This is a genomic window from Chryseobacterium taichungense (assembly GCF_900109935.1).
GTDB lineage: Bacteria > Bacteroidota > Bacteroidia > Flavobacteriales > Weeksellaceae > Chryseobacterium > Chryseobacterium taichungense.
Genome location: NZ_FOBV01000011.1, coordinates 58,238 through 81,464, shown reverse-complemented (window position 1 = coordinate 81,464; position 23,227 = coordinate 58,238). Strand labels below are relative to the sequence as shown.

The window sequence follows — 23,227 nt, the reverse complement described above, 5'->3', positions numbered from 1 at the left end:
TTATTTGTTTTCTTCGAGTTCTTTTATAAGTAATAGTAGGGTCTCATGTAATGCTTTCCTGGCTTCAGGATCTTCTAAAGCGGACTTCAGGATTTTGTTGCTTTTGAGCTGTCTTACAATTTTCTGATATTGATCTTTCTCTGTTTCCAAGCCTGTAAGAAAGTCACTTTGGGAAGTGATGCCTTTGGTTCCGAAATCTCCCAGGTTTCTGAATCTTAAATTTTCCATCCTGACCGCTCCGTTAGCATCTTCAAAATCAACTTTAATTTCGGGCTTATAGTGTTCAAAAACTTTTTCCACAGTGGTAAGACCTTCTACGAGTTCAGGCTTTACAGGATCATCTGCTGTAAGTTTTTGTGCAAAAAGGGTTCTGTTCTGCGGGATTTCCGTAATGGCTTCATTTGCATCCAATGGTACTTCGTTACCACCGATTCCGTTTTTTGATAGCATAATATTTTGTTTTAAAAATTATTTAAAGCGTTTCGTTTTTGCCGTCAAAGATGATATCGTAATCTTTCAAAGAAATTGCCGGAAGTTGAGAATTTACGGCATTACAAAGAATGGATGCGATTTCATCATTGTGTGTTTTCTTTTTTATAAATGTATAAAAAAATCTTTCAGTGTACAAAAAAATATTTACTTTTCGAATAAACGATAAGGATATATATTGGCTGAGACATTTTTAAGTTTTAATAAAAAATTTTCACATACATACTTCCACTCAGTTTCGTGAATAGTTTCTATAAGTTCTTTATTTCTGACGACGTATATATCAATGGTTCTACTAAATCCACCTTTCAGGGACACTTCTTTTTTAGTTCCTTTTTTAACATCTATTCCCGTAATGGTATTTTTAAAATGATTCATTCCAAAAGCTCTGATATCGGCAATGGTTACAATTCTTCCACGGGTAAGAAGTGCACTTCGGTATTCAAGAATTTTATCCTGAGGAGAAAGTTTTTTCCGGCCTCCTACGGAAGCGCGTATCATTATGGCCGTTTCTTTAAGTATATTTTTTCCGTTTCTTTCCGCTGTCAGAATGGTAGCTGGTTTCACATTATTGGCTTCTTCAGAGGCTGTAGACCAATAGGAGATGGTGCACCTGGAATCTCCATCCGGATTTCCGGAAGCGATGATGAGATATGGATTGCTGGTTTGTACGAATTCCTTTTCTTTCGCCACCTGATGTAATGACGCTAAATTCTGACTGATCTGTTTTAAAATTTCGGTAGCTACATTACCTCCCATACCGGCAAAAGCAGCGGTCTCATCTTTGATCAGTTCTAAAAGATACTGCAGCAATTCGGAAGCATTTCTCTTATCAAATCTCGAAACCCCTCCATTTCTAAGAAGAGCCGTAGCATCTGAATTTCCGGATTCATAATTCTTGATATCCAGTCTCTGACCATTTTCTTCTGAAACATAATCTAAATCCAGAAAATGATCTTCTTCATTAATCGGAATGATATTCATTTTTCCTGTGATCTTTCTTGTTACGCTTTTGTTTCGGATATTAAGAGCTGGAATACAGTTCAGGGCAAACCGTACATTCTGTAATATTTCGGGAACAATAGCTTCAGAAAATTGGAATTTCAGCCAGATGATATCATCTTCGTTACCGGCTTTATGGGTGGGAAAGTTTGTCAAAAACAGCTGCTCTTTTTCCGGCCTGTCCGAAAATCCGATTTTTCCTTTTAGAGTAAAAAAATGTTTGTGATAATAATGGTTGACTTCACTATAGATATAATCTAGATCAGAATGGTTCTGAGTAATAATACGATCCAGATTGAAGTTTTCGCTTTCGACATTATACCCTTCTAGAAAAACATATTCTTTTGCTCCAACAAATACTTTTACCTGTTTCAGATAATGAAAGAAGATTTCATCCTGATATGTATTGTTGATGTCTATAAAGAACATCAGATCTTCGAGGTCTTCTTTATCTGCAGACTGTATTCCCAGCCATAGCTCACCGGAGGGAAGCTGTACATCTGCTTTCCTAATCATTTCATCAAAGAAGAAATTTTCCACATGATGAAGCATTTCGCCATAAGCAAAATACTTTAACCTTGCTGTTGTGGCGATCGCTTCTATAGAAGGACTGAAATAAATTTCCTTAACAGTGTTTTCTGTCGGATTGTATATATTTTGTTTTCTTATGGAAGTTTTAAAACTGCTATATTGTGATATTTTCACATTGTTTTCAAACGGGATTACCTGAAGAACAGTTCTTGCAGGAATAATGCCTGAAACTTCTTCCGGGAACATGACCTCCAATACTCTTTCAATAATCCGTGCTCTTGAACTTTCAAGTTCAAATCCTAACTTTTCCAGTTCGGCGGCGCAAGCCGAAAGCAATAAGCCCACGATAGGGTCAAATGAACTTTCTGCTTCCAGTTCATTATATCCCCATAGGCGGGCTGCCCGTCTCAATATCCTGTTTTTTATTCTTTCCTGATTCATTTGTTGTTTTCTTTACTTATCTATAAGCAAAATTCTAAACGTTTTTCCTTAATAATTTTTATTTAATTGAAATAATTCTAATATGAAAGAGGCCCTACAAAAAAGTGGTTTCTGAAAACAAAAGGATGATTGGTTTCCAGTATGGTCCCTTTAATTCCGATTTCTACTCTTTTTTTCATCCTGTTTTTTCCGGCTGTTCCAATATTGTAATCACGGATGCTTATTTCTACCTCTTCTAAATGAAGTCTTTTCTCATGCAGGCGGATTGATTTTTTCAAAGCCCCTGAAATAAAATCTTTCAGACTGTTATCCGTTTTCAGCAAGTCAAAATCCAATTCCCAGATCTCCGTGCCATAGGCTTCATCGAATTTACATTCACCGAAAGATGTCGTTGCCAGTAAGAAAATGTGCTGACTAATGGATGTATCTAAAGAGATTCTATCAGCATCTTTTTTTGCCGTCAGACTTTCAAACTCAAGTGGTAATTTGTAGTAAGTTCCTTTCATCTTGTTATAAATAGATAAGTTTTGTTGTTTTCCCCTTATCATCATATTCGAAATGCTTAACGATCCTTTTTCTTTTGATGAGAAGCAGTTCCACTTTTGGAGTTAGTTTTAAAAACTTCTCGCGATACAGAATATCTCCAATGAAACTTTTGCCATTATTTCCGTCTACAACGATAAAATATTTTTCAATATGCTTCGGTATGCTAAAACTGTTGATATCACCCGTGTAAAGCATTAGGTTTTGCCCGTTGCCTTCAAACTCATAAGTAAGTATATCCGGGGTTAATTTTCGATATTTTGAAATGTCAAATTTTTCAATGTCTTCCTGCTGAGGTTCAAAAGCAATATTTTCATATAGAAAAGAGGTTTTATCGAATTGTTTAAAACCCAAAAATGATAAAAAGCTCTTTCTGGTTTTACTTTTCACAAACGTTAATGTATCTCTCGTAACTTGGTAAACCTCTGTTTCATTGGTTTTATCATCGGTTACTGTTAACTTATAAGTGGGTATTTCAATTTCCTTTTCTGCTATTTTGAGAGAAATTCTACCAACTTCCTGATCTGAAATGATAAGGGTGATCGTATGCTTTTTCAATTCCGAATCAGTACGGATGATTATAGGTTCTCCGTTTTCTTCAGGGAGCGCCGAATTTGTTTCACGGATCATACCCAAATTAAGATTTAGTTGAGGAAGTGGACTCATTTCAGTAGTGATTATAAGGGTTAATTATTCTTCATGTTACTGTTTATTCTTAGCCTTTACTTCATCGGATTTCTTAATTTTATATTCCGATAAGCAGTCAATATAATGATGAATATCCTGATTCTGAATGTCGTTGATATACATTTCATAATTCTTTGTATAAGTATACATTTTGATCATAGAGATTTCATTTTCCTTGATTTTCCGGATTTCTTTTTTATTCAGTTGTCGGGCAAATAATGCTTCACAATTCAACGGATATTCGTTGTTGAGCGTGATTATCTCTCCCGATTTAAAGTAGATATCAACATTTCTATCATTTTTAATACAGATATTGTCTGCTAGTATTTTAAGGTAGAGATAGATTTTATTTTTTCTTTTTCCGAGCTGAAATGTGGTATAAACCAATTCATCATTATTGACCCGAAGCTTAATTGCAGGAGCACTGGCAAAAAAAAGCTTATCCAGTTTTTGTTTGGTCTGGATAATCCCACAATCGAAATGCGCATATTGAGTGCTGTCAGCCTCCTGATTTTGTGCACTGCAGAATGCTGTTCCCAATAAAAGGTAGAATAAAAACCAATATCTCATATCTTGTCATTATTATCTTTTCGTTATTGAGCCTGGTATAGCTGTTTGCACACATCCAGATCGGTTTTCATTTTATCATATTCCTCTTTCAGAATCTTATTGATCGTACTAAGACTGTCCATTAAAGCGTGATTTCCTGAAAGCTGCTTTATTTGCTTCTTGGCATCGATCAGATCTTTGTACGTCATAATGGTATTGTTGTACATGTTTTTATTCTTCAGGGTGTCCTTTGGGAGCTGTTTGTACATATCGGCGAGGATAGAAAGCGCCAGCTTTTCATTAAAAAAGTCATTCTGTTTCGGCATCCCCATAGAATCTACCGCTGCTTTTACTTTTTCCAGCTGGAAAGAAAATTTATTTTGGGTTTCCATTTCCTTTTTCATCCTTGTATTTTCAGCTTTGAGAAGACTGTTTTCTTTAAACGGAAAATAAGCATTGAAGAAGACAGCAACCACAAGTATCGAAACGGTGAGCATAAAAAATAATACAAAAAACCAATAGGCGCTTCTCCGCTGGCTTTTATTTAAAACTTCCATGAATTATAATATTTAAGTATAACTTTATTTCTTCTAAACTTCAGATTAGTCGGCCAGGAAAGTCCTGCTTCTTTTAGCATGAATAACCGCATCTTTTTCATCACTGCTTTCCGAAACGAAGATGCTTCCATCGCGTTTTTTTCCGATGTAATCCAGTCTGCTGAGAATAGAGAACAAGTCTTCAAGCATTTTCATGAAACGAATAATCTTTGCTATAATCCTGTCCATATGATTATGATTATAATCGGAGTTAATCACATCTGAAAACAGCGTTTCAAAGTCACCCTGACTTACATTGCACCATTCTGCAAAGTAGTTCAGAAGCTCTTCTTTGCCGGCTCCGGAACGCGCATCTATAAAGTTTTTCAGTATTCTTGCGAAAGCTACCACTGACAGCAGCATGCCTGCAGGTGAGTTGTGTGGTGACATCCAACGGAAGCGGTTGATCTCCGAGCCTAAATAATTCAAAGCTTTATCAGATATTATTTCCATCATGAGCGCGAGGCTGTTAGATTGTTTTTTGGCATAAATCTTTTGAGAGATCTGTGTCGCATACAGTTCGATTTGCCCATAAAACCGGTCAATTTCGATATACAGCTCCTGAAGCTTATGATGACTGGAAATGTTGAGACTAGGTGGGATATAATTATGGTCAATTTTCGACTCTCCGGCATTTACCAAAATCTTTCCGATGGTAAGATGATGATTTCCAAGACCGATGGTGTTGTTTAATTCATCTTCTGAAATTAAGTGAAGTGAATATTCCGGATGGGTATAGGGGTAGCGTGGCGGGTTTTCTTCCGGATCTGGCTCTCCGTAAGGTGTTCTTTTAAACAGATTAACAGAAATGCACACCAGTAAAACGACATTTTCATTTTCCTTAAGTTCACGCACCGCTTCAGGATATGGGATAGAGAGGCTGAGGCTTTCTGAAGTGCCTCCTCCGATCTCAATTCTTGATCCGTTGGGGGTGATGGCATGGCATTCTTCCACTTTTATTCTGAGAAGCTTATGATTATCAATGATCAGATTAATTTTTATTGAATTTTGTACCGGCAAAAGTCCATAATCGATCATGGAAGTGTGAATTCCTACGGCGTCCCGTACCGTATCACTCACAAAATCCTGTACAGTGGTAAAGTGCGTTTTATTGATCTTCATTCCGTCTATCCAGTTGACCGGAAAGTGCGTTAATTTTTCTATCATCAAATGTTTTTTAGTTTTTAATATATGGTATAAATTTTTTCCTTCTTGGTGTTCTAAAAAACGTCGAGACGTTTTAGTGAAAACATCGAAACCTTTTGGTCAAAACGTCGAAACGTTTTCAGGAAAACGTCTCGACGTTTTTGGATGCCTTGCGAAGCCCTTACTGGAAGGCTCTGGCAGGGACTACTTTTCTTTTTCGTACTTCACTGTGGAAAGCATATCTCTCAGGTCAATGCCTGGACGGAAGAGGATCTTCGCTCCTTTGATCATAGAGATATTGAATTTTTCTGCAGTTTCTGCTCCTTCACTGCTCAAGCTGATCTGGAATGAGCCAAAGTCTCCGAAACGTACGATCTTACCATCAGACAGGTGTCTGGACAATACTTTGGTAAGGTCATTTAACACGGCCATAACATCGGTATCGCTCACGGTGGTAGAGCCTGCGGCGATCTCTTTGCTGAGGCTGCGAAATGTAACCTCTCCTGAAGACTTGGCATTAGCATAAAATTTCTTTGGGGCAGCGGGATTTCCCGGATTGCCTTTTTCGCTTAAGTTGTACTTTACTGGCATAATAAAAATGATTTAAGGTTTAAAGTTTAATATTCAGTTTAATGTATTGTTTATTTGTTCTCAAAATGATTTACGTATCATCATTCATGATGTCTAATTAATCGGGATCTCTTTCTGTATTTTGATGATCTTTCTCCTGGTTAAATTCAAAATCAACCTTTGTTTTCTTGTTGTCTTTTAATACCCGATCTGTCCTCATACAGAAGACTACGCTGTTTTCTTCAATTCCGTTCATATAGAGGGTGAGATTGGGATCAATATACTTCGTAGATTCATACCATTTGGGCTGAAGAAAGAAAACCCAGCTGAAGAGTCCGTTTTCGTCTTCTATCTCTATCTGGTCGCCCGGATGCCGCTGATTGTAGTCTGCCACAAAATTATAGAAGAGCCTTCCGAAATCTATCCTTGTCGGGCCCTTAGCCCTATACACACTGTATTTCCTGGCATTTTTATCTTTTTCCATGATATAGGTAAAAACCACCATGTCTCTCCATTCGTCATCAGACAGTCCGATATTTTCTTTATAATTTTCCGGAAACTGCCAGGTGACATACACTTTGGGAGGGATGCTCATGGCCCGGTTGAAAGTATCATTAAGAAATGTCGGAATAAAAAATACGATGAAATGACCCAGCATCAGATACATGAGATCCGGTCCGTTCAAAAACGTGTAAATAAGCATAAACGGAACGGCGGCATAGGACACTGATAGCAGGGCAAAAAGATATTCATTACCCGGTTTTCCGGAGCCGAATCTCTCGAAATAGGCACGATAGGCAGAACAATGTATAATACCGATGATGAGCGAGCAGATCTGGTAAAAAATAAATTCATACAGATTATTACCCTGAAAAAGTTTGTTATAGCCTAATAAAGCAATAATAGCATAAACAAATGCAAATGAAAAAACATAGATATAGAATCTGGACTTGTATTTTTGTTTAAACTCTTCTGTCTTCTGTGCAAATATCATTGTAAGGATAATGCAGATTGCAATCATTATTAAGGTAACAACAAATAGCTGCGGGTCAAGCAAATTGGTAAAGTATTTTTTAATCTTGCTCATATGCATGTATTATATCCTAAAAAAGCATCAGTTTTATTACTTATCTCAAATTGTTCATCTTCTTCGTGAAGAAGAATGATGGTGCTAATCTCTATTTCGATAGGGAAGAAATATTCATAAAACAGGTCTGTAAATTTTTTCTTTTTCCCTTCATGAATGAAGTCTGTAAGGGAAGAGTTTTGTAAAGGGCCGATCTTTACTTCGATATGTTCAGAATAATCATTGTATTCCGTTCCAGCAATGGAATCCAGTCCCAAACGACTGCTTCCAAGTATTGTTTCGTTGTTTTTATCACTGTATTTCTGGTATTGTCTTTCATTTACTTTTACATCTTCTTCAAGTAATGCAGAAAGAATGTGGCTGGCCTGAGAAATGTTTCCAACAATCTTATAGGCAAAAGGAAGAAGCCTGATGAATTTTGAAATAAGCATGGGCGGAAAGTCCCGGTCGATATTCCAGAATGTATAGAACATGTCTGGGGCTTTGCTTCCGTTCAGTTCAAACAGAAAGTTGCTTTCAAAGTTCTCTATTTTTACGCCGTATTCAAATATTTCGTTTTCAAAGGGCTGGAAAAACTTCCTTGCGGCCTTTTGTTGTTTTTTCTGATCAGTATGCTCCCGAATCATCGTATCCACTCCTTTACCGGGAATGTCGTTTGTTGGGCTGTGCGATATGCCTTCGGGTAATGCATCGTAGATACTATCCCGTGAAAGATTGAAGACAAGCGTTTCGTCAGCATCAATTAAAACCTTAGTATCGAGTACATCAAAACGATAGGCTCGTGCGAACTGTCCTTCTTTATGAATGATATACTCATCGGCTTTTAAGCCACCGCTTTCAATAAGATTATTGATGATAGCCTCTGCACGGATATCGTGCTGTAGAGCGTTAATGTTGGATGAAATATGTTGTAAATGATTCATTTGTGTTTAATAAAATATTTAACTGAGCAAGCTGTCCCAAAAGCTTTTTTTCTTTTTTGATGTTGGCTCATCATCTGCCAAAAAGCTATGTTTTGGTTGTTCTGTTTCTTGTTTTTCTTTTCCGGCTTCTTCTGTCGGGAGATATCCTGTGGTTCCGGCTACTTTTATAAAATCCCAACCTGAAGTATTGTAGCATATTTCTATTTTACCTTTTACAGTGACCTTGCGGGAAAAGCTTGAGAAATCTGGGCGGTCGAAGAGATGGAGAATATTCAGTTCTTTACTTTTGTTATTATCATTAGAGGCTTCATCCATTCCAGGAAGCCAAATACCTCCTGTTTTCGTCTCATCCCAAACTTGTTTAAAATCCGGAATGTTATAATAGTTTTGCTTCTTAAATTCTTCCTCAAATTCTTTTCCTCCTTCATGTATAGTGAGAAATTTGAAACATTGATAAGGCATACCGATTTTTTCTCCTATCTTTTCCCCATAGTAACTTAGTTTTCCTAAAATTTCGGCTTCTTGAGAAAAATCATTTTTTAATGCAGAATCTGTTCTCTGCATCTCTTCCAGAATATAAGCGCTAATTTGATTTAAATATTCTTCCTGCTTTCCTTTTGGAAACTGTTGAATTAAATCTATTACTTCTTTATTGAAAATTATTTTTCCGTCGCATTTTTTGTTCCAGAGGATTTTTTCAAATTCCTTTATGTTTTTATAGTTATTCTCTAATACCCATTGTAATAGTTCCTTATTTTTGACATAGCCAAAAATCTTAACCAAAGACTCCAAAAAAGTTTTGTCATTAAACTTGAGCCAAACTAAACTTGCTTTCTCGTCGTTGAAGAGATATTTATTACGGAAAATGATTGTTTGTACATTATGCTGTCTTCGCAGTATTAGATTATATGACTTATCAGTATTTTTCTCTAAATCACTCCATTTTTCTATTAAAATTGAATTTCCTTTATTGTCACGTTTTTCCGTGGGAGTACTTTCTTCTAAGCTAACTAATTGAGGAAATATTTGTTGATAATTTATTAGCTCAGGAATAAAGAAAAAGTCAGAAATAAAGTTATTTTCTTTAATAATATAAGTCCCAAAATAATCAACACCATTATTCTTATAATTTAAATACTCATGATTGCATTTATCAAGATAATTGATATACAGGTATTTATTTTTAGAAGTATAAATAATTTCTCTATTAAAAATATCTTTTATTTTCTCTTTAAACTCGTTATCAGACGGAATTTTATACCCTGATTCTTTTAAAATATTATTAACAACATTAATTTCGACTTCGATATCTTCTTGTTCAAAAAATAAAGGAATTGCAACTCCTGCTTCTTCGATATACTGATTCGCACCATTCCTTATTTGTTTCTGTAAAATTCTCTCCATACTATTTGGATTTTTAATGTCATTTTTTTGAAATGATTTTTCTAAATCTACTTTTTGGCAGCTATATAAATTAATAATTATAAAATAGCTTAAAAAGCTATTTTTTATTTTCTTCATACGCTTATCTTGAACTTTCTTTTGAGTTTTCTGCAATAATATCATATTTGGGTAGTTTTTTATCTTCTTCGGTTAAAGATGATCTCTTTTCCTGCAAGGTTTACACAATAAGCTTTAGCTCTGAGTTTTTCCATAAAGCTGAAAGTGCTGCCTTTGGTATCGTCGACATAATAAAGCTCAACTTTGTTTATTTTCGGAACCGTACTTGGTTTAGGGGTAATAATAAGGCCTCCTCCTTCAGGTTTATAAAGATAGGCTTCCAATCGATAGGTATGTTTCCAGGCTGTTTCTCCGAATGTAAATTCACCAACGCCTTTTTTCTTTATATTGGTTGATGTAAATTGGCCGTTTTTTCTTTTTTTAAAGAGCTCCCAGGTTACATCAGCAAGATTTCTTTCAGATACAGATGTATCAGCGTACCATTCTATTATATGGTATACTTGTTTTTCACCTACTACAGGAGAGATGTTGCCCGATACTTTCGATACTCCTTTTTTTGACATGTTGTAATTCTTAATAAGCGTCTAATTCCTGCTCATCCAATTCATCCATTAATTCATCAATATTCAGTAGAGAATTCATGATGTGTATTTTGGTGGAGCTGGTATTTTTCAGATTCTGCTTGCTGATTTCTACAGTTTGTCCGTGCTTTATAATCTTGATACAATCTTTTCCACCAATAGGGCAAGTGGCTTTGCTGTCTTCTAACAGTGCTTTTCCGCCTCCGTTATATGCTAATGTTATGTTTTTGTAAAAACCGCTCCATTCAGTTATTAAGGCCTGACATGGATTGTTATTCATCTTGGCGCAGCTTCCGAATGAATTTTTCTCAAACGTTTTACCGATATCTTTGTGTGTTGCGGTCAGTTTGGTTTTGCCTTCTTGATCATTAATATAATGTTTATTTTGGGTAAGCACTTTTAATGTATCGGTTGCAGAGCCGAAGTCGCATTTGCAGATAGCTCCTTGACAGACTAAATATTTTTGTCCCATATTATTGTGTTTTTGTAATTTTAAGAATCAGATGTTCCGGCATATTGAACAAGTTTATTTCTGCGTTAAGCAAAATATTACTTTTCGTATTCAGGATATAGAATCCCTTCGCTTTCATTTCATCAGAATTACGCTCAAAAATCTCTTGACGGATTTGAAAAGTTTTACCATCACCAATGATTTTTTTCTCCATTATATTGAGTACTGGAAATTTTGAATATTGATCAATAAGATTAATTTCTTTCTCACATTTTCCGTTTTCATATTTTCCTGTTATAGCACGAAATAAAAATGTCCAGACAATACTAAGATTAAGTGTACTTACAAGGCGTTCCGGTGCATGCAAATTTTCCTCAACATCATCCAGCATTTTCTTTCCAAATTCTCTTGGAAAAAATTCGTGTAAATCCGCTTTCTTATTATTCCATTTTTTTCGGACTAAGAAAACCTCATCGATTTTCCGAATACATCCTTTTTCATCAATACCTGCTTTTAGCGGATAAATGTTCTTATTGATCTCTGAAGCCAACAGTTCTACACAGCTTTTATCTGTATTTTCATTTTCATTTATTTCACTTTGTCTGATATTCAGGTAATATAATTCTTCTTCTTTTTTCACAAATTCTGTCTGTAAAGTGAAAAAAATAATTTCATCACTTCCATCTTCCTGAAGACTTACTTTATATTTATGATTTCCGTTGACAAAAGGAAATTTCAGATTCTGATTGAGGTGCTTGTTCTGCTCTATATCCAAAAATTCTTTCGCTTTTATTTTTCTTTCCGAAATAATTGAATCAATCTCTTTTTTTCCTGGAATAAAAAGCTTTTGCCCGGAAAAAATCGAAAAACCAATATGATTACTGTCTTTCGGAGCATTTTGGTTATGAAAAAACCGTAACATTTCAATCGTAGGAATATTATATAGCGAAATAATATTTTCCAATGTTTCTCCTTTTTTTACCATATGGATTTTCATAATTTCTTACTTCTTTTCCTTTAATCTTCCTGCAGCGATAAAACGCAGCTGAAAATATTCATCATTAAAATCATAAATGCTGAGACCTTTAGCTGTACACGCCAGAATGCGGTCGTTGTGAAGATAAACGGCCACATCAGAAATTGGGTGAAATTTGTCGTATCGAAAAAAGACAATATCCCCTTCTTTCAAAAAGTTTCGACCGGTAAAAAGCTGTAGCGACTTGGAACGAAATATGCCGTCAGGTGTTTTGGGGAAAGTCTCGCCATACACATCACTGAATAATGCCTGTACAAAATATGATGCATCGACTCCTTTTTGTTTTTCCAGCGATTGTTTTTTGTAAGGTGTTCCCAACCACGGATCAATGTAAGAATAGAGTTTGTAATCCCTGACTTCATTAGGCATTACCTCCATGATAATCGAATATTTTTCTTTGATCTTTAAAGTATCATCATTCAGTCCCTGTGGATTATCATCTACTATTGAATATGGTGAACTGGCCAATTTTTCATGAGATATTTCAGAAAATTCTGATGAGGAATAACTGTACGGAATTTCCCTAATGTACTTTTTGCCGCCACAGGATAGTACGGCAGTACAGAAGAGCGAATAAAGGATCATTTGAAATTTACCTTTTTTCATCTTGTGTTTTTAATGGTATTCGTTTTTTAATAACTTGCAAAGCTGAAATACTTAATAAAGTAAGTCAGGCTTATTTGACAAATATATTCATTTTGCTGTGAAATGTTTAATTTTTACGGATTAAAAATTAAATTATTTTGAAAAATTACTTATAAAAAATACGAATTTGATAAAATTAGGGTATTGTATGTCTTGACAATATTTGATTATCTTAACGATGCTTTAAAGTATAATCATCATTAAAATATACTTTTTACAACCATATTTATATTCCGTTGAAAACTAATAAATAGTCGTATCGTCTAGTTATTCTTCCATCCACATCATCCATTTTTTTATTTTATAGTGAATGTTGATGTTCTGAATACAGTTTTTAGAATCTTTACTTAATCTTAATGCTGTAATTTTAATTTTTTTTCCAGAAATTTTCTGGCAGAATTGGTCGAATGGAATTAAATTTTCATCATTAACAACTACAGGAATATTGTATTTGTCACAAAGATATTCCTTAAAATCATCCTTCGTTTTGGTTTGTGCAGCAACCTGATTGAGTAAGATCTGAAATTGTTCATTCGATATTTCAGGAATTTTATTATCTGAAACAACTGAGTCTTTTTTCAGTTTCGCTTTTGGAGAAACCGGAATATATTGCAGCATGTCTACCAACGGATCTTTTTGTGCTTCTCCCTGTGGCAAAGAAAAAGAAGAATGAGACTTTTCAAATTCATAGGATTTGATGTCGATTTTTTGTTTTGCTTTGATGACTTTAGGAGCAACGTAGATGGTTTTTATTGCTGTATGTTCCACATCACCATTTACAATGAGTGTGATTTTTTTATCTCCTGTTGTTTTATAATGATACACCGTAGATTTTTCCAATGCGTCAGTGTTGCCCGTTTCTCCAAAGCTCCATTCCCAGGATTCTCCACCGTCTTTTTCTGCATTGAAATGAACGGCCTCTCCCACAGTGGCTACATCCGGTGATGTAATGATTGGTAAATAGCCTGTTTGCTGGCTGATGCTGGTAATGGTGATCAGTTTTTCATGTATGCAGTTAGCGTTGATCTTCAGCTTTACGATATACTCTCCTGGTCTTTTGTAATAATGAATGGTTCGCTGTCTTCTGTCTATCTCAGTGCTGTCACCAAAATCCCATTCCCAAGAGGTGGCGCCTTTGGTATTATCGTTGAATTCTACAATTTTATTAACAATATATTCTTCAGCATGGATATAAAAATTGGCATTTTCACAATCGACATGACGAAAATACTGGTATAGAAAAAAAATCAGGCTAAATAAAAAAATTAATCCGAAGCTCAGGTAAATTTTTGGATCAATATCAGGCAGAAAAGCAATTCTTTTTTTCTTCATTTGTATCGTTTGTGTGGCTACAAATGTATTTATGTTTTTGGTTTTAAACAAATTTTTCTGCTGTGAGCTGTAAAATGGAATGATTTATTTATTCAGATTTAATGGGATTGATAGAGCCGAAAATCCCGGCTCCCAGGAATATTTATTTTTTTGACAGGAAGATAATAATGTGCTAATAAAGATCATACCCAAGAAGTTCAGGGTTATAAGATTTCCTTTCGTAAGGAGGGTTTTTAAATTCTTTTTCATCTGTGAATTGAGGTACGTTTGCATAAGCGAAATTATAATGATCCAACGCATCTTTTAAAGGTGAGTTGAAGTTTGCCGATAAATGTACAAAATTCCCTAAAATGTACTGAGACATTTCTGCTGAAAGCTTATAATATCCGTCATTATTTACAAGTAAGGGGTAGGTAGTGGTTTTTCCTTCTTTATTAGTCCAGCTATCCTCTGCTACTTTAATAAGAAGATCTTGGTAATTTTTCAGATCTTGCTCTTCACCATTTCCATCCGGAAGTATATATTCTTCTGGGTGAGGGGTATCTTTTACTGGGAATGTAAATGGCACGTCTGCATAATGTAAAGCTATATATTTCATGACATTCATATAGACCAACGATAATTTATTATTCAACGGTCTTTTAGATAGTAGTTTATGGTGATATCCTTGTAGTACGTAGGTTCTGTTTCCCACTGTTTTAACGGTGCTATTTCCCATAAAAGTTTCTTCCAGAAGTTCTTTTTTAGTTGTAGATGGATGTTCCCCAATTTGTCCCTCATATGATAGTACGTGATGAAAAAGTTTCCAATGTATCTGGTGGGCTTTGCAAAGATTTTGTGTAATATACCAATTACGCAACAATTCTTTCTGCTGTTCCAGTTTCTGTTTTTCTACTGAAGATGCATTTACGCCTAAATCAAAAAAATGCAGTGTATTCAGTTCTGCTTCAGTTTGCCAGTAAGCACCTCCTACATCAGAATGAGCTCCTAATACGGTAAGCTCTTTGGCGTGTACCCCATTAAATTTTCCTATAGGTGTTATCGGGAAATTATCACGCCATTCAGTTTGTGCTTTCAGATGCAATACCTTCTTGATATTAGGATTAGAAAGTGTTGGGTTTACTTTTTTTATTAATGCTACTCCTAATGCGGGACCGGAGAATATGGGAATGACGGGATTAAAAGGAGCAATCAAAGATTGTATTACAGGATTTCTTGCCTCGTCAATAATTCCTTTTTTTCCAATATTTGGGAGATTACAGTATCAAATATTCCTAAAAATTCGATACTTACATTAAATTTTGGATAATTTATATTTCTTTGTTTAAGAAATGCTCCTAAGCTTCCTCCTGTAAATACATTTGTAACAGGAGCATTGATCTGAGGAACGACCTGAGTATTGTCTTTTACTTTTTTTGTTCCGTCTGCTTTGTATTGCCTAACTTCTGCGCTAAAATCTTTCGGTGTTTCAGATTTTTTAATGACGGGCCGTCTTATATTTGTAGGAGTACTCCTGCTTTCAGTATTAGTATCTCTTCCTGTTTTCAATACCTCATTACAAAAATGCCTTGCTGCAGCTGCTCCTCTGCTGAAGCCAAAAACATCGAATTGTATGGAAATAATCTCCGGAACTTTATTGGTGATTTTTTGTCTTGCTAAGAAAATTTTTTGCTATTTCATCGGCAATGCTTTTACATGCCTGCTGTACTCTGGAAATCACACCATTCTCACCTTCTCCCATTCCTGCGCCAATCATATCATCTTCTTCGTTTCGTAGCGTACCAACACCCTCCATATAAAATTTTAACTGAAGGTTTTGAGTTTTCAAATCTTGTTCCCACTTTGTTTTTTCTTCGTAGAGGTCGTGAAGCAAGGCCACATTAGAATAAGAGTTCCAATAACTGCTTCCTGATTCTATAACGAAACTTTTAAAGTCTTTAATTTTAGGTATTTCATCTTCTTTTAACGGAAGATTGCTATATTTTGTGTTATAATAAACACTATCAGAATTATACCTGTTATTTCCTGTCCCATCAAAGAACACCCCAATACGCAGCTTTACTTTTTCTGTTTTTTCAAAAGCCTTATATTTCCTTTTATCTGTCTCATATGGATCGATATCACCGACACCAATATTCGCAAGATTTCGTATTCCTATATTTCCTGTTTTCATTTTTGTGAATTTATAAATTAATAAAAAAGAAAGCGGTGGTTTCCCACCACTTTCAACCTTAAAAATTGTCTATTTTAATTATATAGGTTTAATAATAGTACTTGGCAATGTTGTTGTCCCATCACTATGAGAAAGTTGGGCATCCTTATCCAAAGAAAAGCTTGTTTCAAACTCCAATTCTTCAGGGTTCTCACAGTTCTTCGGATCTTTTTCAATGAAGATTTGAAGCGGCTGTTCCACAGGTAATCCGGTAGAAGATGCCTGCAAAATCGTAAGCGTCGTAGGAATTCTCGTAATCCAGTATTTTCCTTGCGGTTTGCCGGTAGGCTGTCGCATTTCATCTACAATACTCATATACATTGGATCTCCGATCACAGGAACGGCCCCACCATTCCAGATGATGCCTGTTTCCATGAAAAACTGTACAGCCGTTTCAAAGCCCGGTTTTACAGTAACGATGATTCTTGCCATACTTATTGGTATAAAAAACGCTACCCTTTAAAGGTAGCGATAGGTTTGTTTATAAACTCCGAAGTTGCAAATTTCGGAGAACGGAGGCTGCCAAAACTATTTGGACAACCTATTTTTTATAATTTTACTCGTGCCATTATACAGAAGATACATTTGAATTCTCAATTCTCACAGTTTACTCACTTGATAAATACCCTATTAATCTAGATTAGTATTTAAGTATATATTCTATTTTATTTGTATTCAAATCTTTAAGATCGTACGAATGATTCATATTTTTTTCAATTAAATATGTTTTTTTAAAATTATCAATATTTATATCTATGTAAAATTCTAAATCATTCCAACTGTCGTGATAATATGGATTAGAAGAATAAATAATATAGGAAAATTTCATTACATTATTACTACAATTTACACGCCTACCATCGAAAGCACATTTTATATCTGATTCTTTATTAAGCTTTATGTTTTTAATTGAAGATAATTTTGAAAAATTAATATATCTCTTTGTAAGCAGCGTTTTTGTGTCAAATAAATCATTTAGATTTGTATTTTGATTTCTGATAAAAGTGATTTCTTTTGTTTTATATAGTATAGTATTAATATTAATAAGAATGTAAGACGCTGATCCATTCGTATAAGTATCTTTTCCTATTTTTTTTAACAATTTATATTCAGGATCAACTGTTGGTTCTACTTGATAATAATTTGCTATTTTACCTTTTGAAATTTTAAAAAACATAGGTTTCATGATTTCAAAACTTTTAGATTTTAATGAGCCATCTAAAATTGAGCTTCTAAGTTCTTTGTTGACCCAAACTCCGTCTATATTCTGCGAAAAACAAAAAGTCCACAAAATACAACAAAAAAGGATGCTTATTTTTTTCATATTCTTAATTATTATTTAATTTCCCAAAATAAAATTAGTTTAGCCTTAAACATCTGATTATCAAACCCGCTTAATAATTTCTTTCCGTCCCAAACTTCAATATGTCTATAGTTGGAACTTCTATTTGGATTATCTGTACCATCGTCCGTATTGTCTTCTTCAAAAGCTTCAAAAAATAAAATTCCTCTTTTTTTAGATACTTTATTTAAAACATTATTATCAGTCGTACCATTAAATTCCTGTGCTTTACCAAATAAATTTTCATCAATAATAAATTCTTTCAAATTATATGCTCCTAAAATATGACCATGAGAACACTTAATCTGCCCGCCAGGATTGGTTTTGTTTTTAACTCCATTTAATTTTATACCTGCTCCTAATAATGAAATACTCATTCTAATCGCACATTGATTATAATAATTTTCATTACAAGGTTTTTTACTATATGGTTTGGGATATTTTGCATATATTTTTTCCCAGAGCGTTTGTTTATTAGGAAAAAGCAATTTAAATTCCTCACTATTCGCAGAAAGTCCATCACAGGCAATGGTAGCTTGAAATAAATTTCCATCATCAAAAAAACTTTCTCTAAAATCTTTATTTTTATCAAAACTTAAAGTAATCCTTTTTGCTCCTGTTTTTAATATTGAAACTTTTGTTTTAGGGACAGCTTCATCATTTATCATTGAATCGATTTCATCAACATAAATACTAGCGTCAGCATTTTCTAAATTATTTCCAATTACATTAAATACCAAATATATCAATTTGTCATCTTTTGAGCAAGAAATATATTTTATACTCAAACTTTTTGACTGGGTTTTAACTATTCCATTTATATTCTTCAATCCTAATGCTTTTACTTTAGGAATTCCCAATGGCTTTATTATACTCATCTTTTTAAATTTAATTGTTAAAAAAAATAAAAATGGCGGCAGAAACCGCCATTCCATATATTAATTAGTCTAAAGTACTGGTTGTTATGCCACCTCCAATCATATTAATGTCTTGTGGTTTTCCAAAAGCACTGCTTCCTTCTAGTTCCAAAGGATTTTCACAGTTTTCAGGATCATCCGGGAAGATAGGCAAGGCATCATCCACTATGAGACCTGCAGAACCAGCCTGAAGAATAGTAAGCGTAGTAGGAATTCTTGTAATCCAGTATTTCCCTTGCGGTTTGCCAGTAGGCTGTCGCATTTCATCTACAATACTCATGTACATAGGATCTCCGATCACAGGAACGGCCCCACCATTCCAGATGATGCCTGTTTCCATGAAAAACTGTACAGCCGTCTCAAAGCCAGGTTTTACAGTAACGATGATTCTTGCCATACCAGCCTGAAGAAAACTTCTGAAAAGAGGATCCATACTTTCGGTAAGGTAGAATTCCTGCCAGCTTTTGCGGTTTGCCCAGTAATACGGATAGAAAGTATAATCCATGATTTCCCATTCAAACGCCTGTTCCATGAACTTGGCCAGCGCTGCATACTGGTCAAGGTTATCATTCAGATACACCTGGAAATTATCCATTTTGGTATTGTCATTCAATGCATTTGTGGTTTCCTGCCCAAGTGTATTGAGGTAATCCTGTAGCAGATAAGCGATACAGTTGTGCTTTAATGTATCATGCTCCATATAACGGTAGAAGTTTCCTTCTTTTTCTTTCGCTTCGGCTTCTTTTTCCTTATGCTCGGCATCCAGCTTTGCTTGCTCTTCCTGAAATGTTTTGTACGCTTCTTCATAAGCTTTAATGATGGCGTTAAAGTTTTCATTTTTCCACTGAAGCATAAAATCGTCAGAAAGTTCGCAGTCGAATACAAAAGAAACATTGAAAGAATCTGCACCACGCCCATGATAATTAAAAGGATACGAACCAGTTATGTTCAACCCATTCACATTATAGCTCCCGTCATTGGAGCCACGTCCTACATCCGGAAGATCAAGCATTCCGCCCTGGAAATTATCTACACTCATTCCTCGTCTGTCATATCCGTAATTCACTTTTACTTTTTTCCCGGCATAGTTTTGAGGCATGTCCAGCATCATTATTTTATTACCCCAATCTCCGCTGAGCTTGATATATTGCAATCCTATTACATGCCGGATTTTCTCCTGAGGAAGGCTAGTGAGCGTTATGCTATAGATTCCTGCCCAATATTGCAGCAATTCTTTAGTCGCTGTTTTGGGACTATTCATTGCATTAGGAGCCGGAGCTGTTCTCGGATCTACCGGGGCCGTCAATACCTGGGATTTAGAAACAGCAACTGCCAGACGATGCAGTCTTGAAGGTTCCGGCACCATGAATTCAAACATGGTACGTACCCCATAGTTGTAAATCTGGTTTTTCATCTTTTTATCAATCCATCGGTATACTCCTGTAATATGTTTAGGCTGCGCTGCTTCAGCATCATCCGTTTTGGTTACTTTTCCTCTGTTGTCATACTCATGAACATTGGTTTCTGTATATTCTTTGATGATCTTTTGTACTCTCTCGTCGGATACTTTTGTCAAGACTCTTTCCATGGCCCTTTCCGTAATTTCCTGAGATTTGGCAACTGCCTGTCTCGTGCTGTCATGCTGTGCGGTGTTGTTGGCGTAATCGGCTCCTGTCTCTAATGTCCAGCCCCAGGCTTTTCCGCTTGCTCTGGTGTGTGCCTGAAAGCTTTGTTGCTTATCCAGTTCTTTCGCCACTTCCGTCTGCATGTCTGTTCTGGACGTTTTGGAAGTATCGGAGATTTTTTCGGTTTCCTGAGATTTTGATGTCGTATCTGTAATTTCGGAGTAGTCTCTGGCAACGGAAGATTTGTGTCTCAGCTCGCTTGCCATGACGTTCTCAATATTAGATACTTCCCCTGGAACATACGCATGAACACTTTGCACCACTTTCAGATAATCTGCAACTCCTAATCTTTTAATTCCGAAATTTTTACGCTTCTGAATTTTTATGTTTTCAGGCTCTCCCGGATTTTCTGCTACACCTCTCTTTAAAGTAAGCATACCGGTAAGGCTCAGGTCTTCTTTAATAATTTGATTTCCCAGGTCTGCGTAGGCCAGGCTTCCATTATCAAAAATAATTTCTATTCGGAAAGAAAGGCTTACCCTGAACTTATTAATAAGGCTGGCAGGCAATGTAATTTTATCATTGATTACCGGAATGTTGCTGAAGCTTTCTTCAAAACTTCCTGCAGTATCAGTTGTGGCAATAATTTTTGCTGTAGCCACACTCCATGAAGTATCTTCGACTTCAAAGGAAAAATTAATAAATCCTCCGTTACCTAAAAACCCATAGGCATTATGAGCAAAAAAGCTATAGGCCATTGGCGTCCTTGCTGTACTTTGTACTACAGGGACAGATGCCCCTGCAAGATTGATATACTGCTGTTGCTGAAGGGGAGAATTTTCCAAAGCAGACTGTAAGGAAGAAGAAATATTGCTTCCGATGATATTTAAAGCATCGGTGTAAGTTTGCAAATCAGCATCAAGGTTAATATCTTGAGAACCAATTCTCAGGGTATTGTCCGAAAGGATTCTGATCCCGTCTTTTACAACTTCTTCAAAGGCTTTTTTATGATCAAATGCAGCGAAAAGCTTAATAAAAGTATCAAAAGATTCCTGTGAAAGATTTTCTTTCAGATCCGGCAAATTGATTTCTTTTTTATAAGAGAATTCAAAAGGCTTTACCTCATATCGCCTTAATTCATCATAGAGAAGGATTTTTTCTTCTTCAGGAGTTTCTTCCGTAATCTTGGTTTTAATCTCAGCCAATTTCATTGCGTAGGCATCGAGTGCCTCTCTGTTTTCTTCCTGGTATTTTGTGAACTGATCCTGATAAGCTTGATGTCCTAATTTATGATATTCTTTCTGAAGTTTTTCCAGTTCTGCATAAAGCTTTTCCAGTGATTCCTTTTGATGAATTGCTTTGTTGACCGTTATTAAAATTTGTGCTTCAAAAGCCAATCTCTGTGTTGTTTTTGTGCTTAGGACAGCGGTGGATCCGGAGGCGGTTCTTGAAGATGCTGATACTGTAGCAGCGGTATCTTCAGAGAATAATAATTTTGGCAGTACTATTTTCCCATCCAAAGCCTTTTCCAATGGCTTTTCACCGTTGATTTTGATGATTTCAGGATCCGTTAAATTCATACTTTGCGCAAAACCAAGATGAATGGCCATCAAAATATGGCTGATTGCTTCTTTCACATAGAAATCTCCCTGGGTTATAATCTGGAAAATATAGTTGTTCCATAGTGTAGAAAATATTTTGATTCCGTCGGCTGTTAGCTCTTTATAGTTATCATTGAGACTTTTATAATAATCTTTTACATAAGCCCACTCAGCAGATTGAATTTCTTCTTTTTTAGAAATCTTTCTCCCAATGATCAGAAGTCTTCCGAATTCGCCTTCTTCGATATTTTTTTCAGTTTCAAATTCCTTATTGCTGAATGTTGCCGCTGTTTTCAGCATTTCTCCAAGTTTTGAAGCTCTTGAAGATTTTCCTGCAACGGCAGTATCAAATACGCCGGTTATTTTTTCGGCCTGTGAATAAATCCTAGATTTTTTTCTTTGGTTTCCGTAAGTTGTGGGTTTCTTAAGCTTACGAATCTGAATAGCGTCTGAGACGCGTTATTATTTGTATCCATTTGTGTATATTTTATAAAGGTTAAGATTTGAAGTGCTTTTTTAGTAGTGTTACTTCAGGTTTTAGCCTTATTTTTTTAGGTGGTCTTCAGGCTAAAATATATCCACCGGAGGTTTCAATTTTGAATTTCATCTTTTGTTGTTTTACATTGCAAATATCCATCAGGAAAGCGACAGAACTTGACGTATTAAATTTGTTCTTTGAAATTTTTGAAAGAAATTGTAGTATTCTGATAATCAGATAGAAGAATTTATAAGGCATTCATAGCAGAAATTATTTGCCTTTCTATTGAGTAATTTTTTACTATTTTTATAGCGCTAGAGAAGTTGCAGTAATGCAGTTTAATGGCATTTGTGTTTTTGGCCTTCCAAATGGAAGGCTTTCTTTATCTGGCAGAGTAACACTGCAAACGCTCATATCATTTAGACGATATTAATTCTGATTTGAGTATGATCGTTGATGAATATTATATAGTAAGAATCTGCTTTTTAAAGTTAGAACATGCAGCCTGACGTCAATTTGATGCAAGAAATGTTATAAATTGGTGACTGAATTCTTGGCTACGGCAATTTTAAATGATCTGAGAACATAAAAGTATATTTAAACCCGGTAAATGTTAATGTTTGGGCATAAAAAAAGCCCTCTTAAAAAAGAGAGCTTGTATGCTGATATTCAGCTAGTACCCCAGGCGGGACTTGAACCCGCACGCCAAAAGAGGCACAGGATTTTAAGTCCTGCGTGTCTACCAGTTCCACCACCAGGGCAGGCGTGGAGCGAAAAACGGGATTCGAACCCGCGACCCCAACCTTGGCAAGGTTGTGCTCTACCAGCTGAGCTATTTTCGCAAACTGTGCGGATGAAGGGACTCGAACCCCCACGCCTCTCGGCACCAGATCCTAAGTCTGGCGTGGCTACCAATTACACCACATCCGCGTGTTTTTTGTTTTTTACTGTATTTTAAAGAGCTTCTCTCGTTTTCAGTGGT

General features: G+C 35.5%; 23 protein-coding genes and 3 tRNA genes. All 26 read right to left on the bottom strand.

Annotated features, from left to right (window positions below; all coding sequences use genetic code 11):
- Complete coding sequence (locus BMW64_RS18505) at positions 1 to 450, bottom strand: hypothetical protein (RefSeq protein ID WP_177175322.1); 450 nt, start codon at positions 448 to 450, stop codon at positions 1 to 3.
- A 186-nt stretch (positions 451 to 636) separates the two neighbouring features.
- Complete coding sequence (locus BMW64_RS18500) at positions 637 to 2,463, bottom strand: type VI secretion system baseplate subunit TssF (protein ID WP_090001853.1); 1,827 nt, start codon at positions 2,461 to 2,463, stop codon at positions 637 to 639.
- A gap of 77 nt (positions 2,464 to 2,540) precedes the next feature.
- The gene (locus BMW64_RS18495; protein WP_090001850.1) at positions 2,541 to 2,969 is read right to left on the bottom strand and encodes a GPW/gp25 family protein; all 429 of its coding nucleotides are present in this window, start codon (positions 2,967 to 2,969) and stop codon (positions 2,541 to 2,543) included.
- Between the two features lie 4 nt (positions 2,970 to 2,973).
- Complete coding sequence (locus BMW64_RS18490) at positions 2,974 to 3,672, bottom strand: hypothetical protein (protein ID WP_090001848.1); 699 nt, start codon at positions 3,670 to 3,672, stop codon at positions 2,974 to 2,976.
- A 36-nt stretch (positions 3,673 to 3,708) separates the two neighbouring features.
- Positions 3,709 to 4,263, bottom strand: a complete 555-nt coding sequence (locus BMW64_RS18485; protein WP_143052731.1) for a hypothetical protein — start codon at positions 4,261 to 4,263, stop codon at positions 3,709 to 3,711.
- Positions 4,264 to 4,286: 23 nt separating this feature from the next.
- Positions 4,287 to 4,799 (bottom strand): type VI secretion system TssO, encoded by a 513-nt coding sequence (gene tssO / locus BMW64_RS18480; protein ID WP_090001844.1) that lies wholly within the window; start codon positions 4,797 to 4,799, stop codon positions 4,287 to 4,289.
- 45 nt (positions 4,800 to 4,844) lie between these two features.
- The gene (locus BMW64_RS18475; protein WP_090001842.1) at positions 4,845 to 6,005 is read right to left on the bottom strand and encodes a hypothetical protein; all 1,161 of its coding nucleotides are present in this window, start codon (positions 6,003 to 6,005) and stop codon (positions 4,845 to 4,847) included.
- Between the two features lie 183 nt (positions 6,006 to 6,188).
- Positions 6,189 to 6,575 carry an HU family DNA-binding protein gene (locus BMW64_RS18470; protein WP_090001840.1) on the bottom strand — a complete coding sequence of 129 codons (387 nt, stop codon included), beginning with the start codon at positions 6,573 to 6,575 and terminating at the stop codon, positions 6,189 to 6,191.
- 97 nt (positions 6,576 to 6,672) lie between these two features.
- Positions 6,673 to 7,641 (bottom strand): TssN family type VI secretion system protein, encoded by a 969-nt coding sequence (locus BMW64_RS18465; RefSeq protein WP_090001838.1) that lies wholly within the window; start codon positions 7,639 to 7,641, stop codon positions 6,673 to 6,675.
- Positions 7,638 to 8,564, bottom strand: coding sequence for a type VI secretion system baseplate subunit TssG (locus BMW64_RS18460; protein ID WP_090001836.1), 927 nt, complete (start codon positions 8,562 to 8,564; stop codon positions 7,638 to 7,640). Before BMW64_RS18460 ends, BMW64_RS18465 begins: the two co-directional genes overlap by 4 nt.
- 18 nt (positions 8,565 to 8,582) lie before the next feature.
- Positions 8,583 to 10,130, bottom strand: coding sequence for a hypothetical protein (locus tag BMW64_RS18455; protein ID WP_143052730.1), 1,548 nt, complete (start codon positions 10,128 to 10,130; stop codon positions 8,583 to 8,585).
- Positions 10,131 to 10,144: 14 nt separating this feature from the next.
- Positions 10,145 to 10,588, bottom strand: coding sequence for a hypothetical protein (locus BMW64_RS18450; protein ID WP_090001833.1), 444 nt, complete (start codon positions 10,586 to 10,588; stop codon positions 10,145 to 10,147).
- Between the two features lie 10 nt (positions 10,589 to 10,598).
- On the bottom strand, positions 10,599 to 11,078 hold the full coding sequence (locus BMW64_RS18445) for a DUF4280 domain-containing protein (protein ID WP_090001831.1): 480 nt from the start codon (positions 11,076 to 11,078) through the stop codon (positions 10,599 to 10,601).
- Position 11,079: 1 nt separating this feature from the next.
- Positions 11,080 to 12,054 carry a LysM peptidoglycan-binding domain-containing protein gene (locus BMW64_RS18440; RefSeq protein WP_090001829.1) on the bottom strand — a complete coding sequence of 325 codons (975 nt, stop codon included), beginning with the start codon at positions 12,052 to 12,054 and terminating at the stop codon, positions 11,080 to 11,082.
- Positions 12,055 to 12,060: 6 nt separating this feature from the next.
- Entirely contained in the window at positions 12,061 to 12,699 is a 639-nt protein-coding gene (locus BMW64_RS18435; protein ID WP_090001827.1) for an NlpC/P60 family protein, read from the bottom strand.
- A 306-nt stretch (positions 12,700 to 13,005) separates the two neighbouring features.
- Positions 13,006 to 14,070, bottom strand: coding sequence for a PKD domain-containing protein (locus BMW64_RS18430; protein WP_090001825.1), 1,065 nt, complete (start codon positions 14,068 to 14,070; stop codon positions 13,006 to 13,008).
- Positions 14,071 to 14,242: 172 nt separating this feature from the next.
- A complete protein-coding gene (locus BMW64_RS18425) occupies positions 14,243 to 15,265 on the bottom strand; it encodes a hypothetical protein (RefSeq protein ID WP_090001823.1) in 1,023 nt (340 codons plus the stop codon).
- Between the two features lie 8 nt (positions 15,266 to 15,273).
- Entirely contained in the window at positions 15,274 to 15,684 is a 411-nt protein-coding gene (locus BMW64_RS18420) for a phospholipase effector Tle1 domain-containing protein (RefSeq protein WP_228400967.1), read from the bottom strand.
- A 19-nt stretch (positions 15,685 to 15,703) separates the two neighbouring features.
- Positions 15,704 to 16,243, bottom strand: coding sequence for a hypothetical protein (locus tag BMW64_RS18415; protein ID WP_090001820.1), 540 nt, complete (start codon positions 16,241 to 16,243; stop codon positions 15,704 to 15,706).
- A 78-nt stretch (positions 16,244 to 16,321) separates the two neighbouring features.
- Positions 16,322 to 16,714: a hypothetical protein gene (locus tag BMW64_RS18410; protein ID WP_090001818.1), complete on the bottom strand. Its 393-nt coding sequence runs from the start codon at positions 16,712 to 16,714 to the stop codon at positions 16,322 to 16,324.
- Between the two features lie 208 nt (positions 16,715 to 16,922).
- The gene (locus tag BMW64_RS18405; protein ID WP_143052729.1) at positions 16,923 to 17,606 is read right to left on the bottom strand and encodes a hypothetical protein; all 684 of its coding nucleotides are present in this window, start codon (positions 17,604 to 17,606) and stop codon (positions 16,923 to 16,925) included.
- Between the two features lie 11 nt (positions 17,607 to 17,617).
- Complete coding sequence (locus BMW64_RS18400) at positions 17,618 to 18,502, bottom strand: T6SS effector amidase Tae4 family protein (protein WP_177175321.1); 885 nt, start codon at positions 18,500 to 18,502, stop codon at positions 17,618 to 17,620.
- A gap of 64 nt (positions 18,503 to 18,566) precedes the next feature.
- Positions 18,567 to 22,067 (bottom strand): hypothetical protein, encoded by a 3,501-nt coding sequence (locus BMW64_RS18395; RefSeq protein ID WP_090001812.1) that lies wholly within the window; start codon positions 22,065 to 22,067, stop codon positions 18,567 to 18,569.
- An 855-nt stretch (positions 22,068 to 22,922) separates the two neighbouring features.
- Positions 22,923 to 23,006, bottom strand: a tRNA-Leu gene (locus tag BMW64_RS18390).
- Positions 23,007 to 23,011: 5 nt separating this feature from the next.
- Positions 23,012 to 23,087, bottom strand: a tRNA-Gly gene (locus BMW64_RS18385).
- 6 nt (positions 23,088 to 23,093) lie between these two features.
- A tRNA-Leu gene (locus tag BMW64_RS18380) sits at positions 23,094 to 23,175 on the bottom strand.
- Between the last annotated feature and the right edge of the window lie 52 nt (positions 23,176 to 23,227).

Bases quoted from the DNA above. Each gene is read 5' to 3' on its own strand.
- BMW64_RS18505 (WP_177175322.1), bottom strand. From the start codon at position 450: ATGCTATCAAAAAACGGAATCGGTGGTAACGAAGTACCATTGGATGCA.
- BMW64_RS18500 (WP_090001853.1), bottom strand. From the start codon at position 2,463: ATGAATCAGGAAAGAATAAAAAACAGGATATTGAGACGGGCAGCCCGC.
- BMW64_RS18495 (WP_090001850.1), bottom strand. From the start codon at position 2,969: ATGAAAGGAACTTACTACAAATTACCACTTGAGTTTGAAAGTCTGACG.
- BMW64_RS18490 (WP_090001848.1), bottom strand. From the start codon at position 3,672: ATGAGTCCACTTCCTCAACTAAATCTTAATTTGGGTATGATCCGTGAA.
- BMW64_RS18485 (WP_143052731.1), bottom strand. From the start codon at position 4,263: ATGAGATATTGGTTTTTATTCTACCTTTTATTGGGAACAGCATTCTGC.
- tssO (WP_090001844.1), bottom strand. From the start codon at position 4,799: ATGGAAGTTTTAAATAAAAGCCAGCGGAGAAGCGCCTATTGGTTTTTT.
- BMW64_RS18475 (WP_090001842.1), bottom strand. From the start codon at position 6,005: ATGATAGAAAAATTAACGCACTTTCCGGTCAACTGGATAGACGGAATG.
- BMW64_RS18470 (WP_090001840.1), bottom strand. From the start codon at position 6,575: ATGCCAGTAAAGTACAACTTAAGCGAAAAAGGCAATCCGGGAAATCCC.
- BMW64_RS18465 (WP_090001838.1), bottom strand. From the start codon at position 7,641: ATGAGCAAGATTAAAAAATACTTTACCAATTTGCTTGACCCGCAGCTA.
- BMW64_RS18460 (WP_090001836.1), bottom strand. From the start codon at position 8,564: ATGAATCATTTACAACATATTTCATCCAACATTAACGCTCTACAGCAC.
- BMW64_RS18455 (WP_143052730.1), bottom strand. From the start codon at position 10,130: ATGATATTATTGCAGAAAACTCAAAAGAAAGTTCAAGATAAGCGTATG.
- BMW64_RS18450 (WP_090001833.1), bottom strand. From the start codon at position 10,588: ATGTCAAAAAAAGGAGTATCGAAAGTATCGGGCAACATCTCTCCTGTA.
- BMW64_RS18445 (WP_090001831.1), bottom strand. From the start codon at position 11,078: ATGGGACAAAAATATTTAGTCTGTCAAGGAGCTATCTGCAAATGCGAC.
- BMW64_RS18440 (WP_090001829.1), bottom strand. From the start codon at position 12,054: ATGAAAATCCATATGGTAAAAAAAGGAGAAACATTGGAAAATATTATT.
- BMW64_RS18435 (WP_090001827.1), bottom strand. From the start codon at position 12,699: ATGAAAAAAGGTAAATTTCAAATGATCCTTTATTCGCTCTTCTGTACT.
- BMW64_RS18430 (WP_090001825.1), bottom strand. From the start codon at position 14,070: ATGAAGAAAAAAAGAATTGCTTTTCTGCCTGATATTGATCCAAAAATT.
- BMW64_RS18415 (WP_090001820.1), bottom strand. From the start codon at position 16,243: ATGAAAACAGGAAATATAGGAATACGAAATCTTGCGAATATTGGTGTC.
- BMW64_RS18410 (WP_090001818.1), bottom strand. From the start codon at position 16,714: ATGGCAAGAATCATCGTTACTGTAAAACCGGGCTTTGAAACGGCTGTA.
- BMW64_RS18405 (WP_143052729.1), bottom strand. From the start codon at position 17,606: ATGAAAAAAATAAGCATCCTTTTTTGTTGTATTTTGTGGACTTTTTGT.
- BMW64_RS18400 (WP_177175321.1), bottom strand. From the start codon at position 18,502: ATGAGTATAATAAAGCCATTGGGAATTCCTAAAGTAAAAGCATTAGGA.
- BMW64_RS18395 (WP_090001812.1), bottom strand. From the start codon at position 22,067: ATGCTGAAAACAGCGGCAACATTCAGCAATAAGGAATTTGAAACTGAA.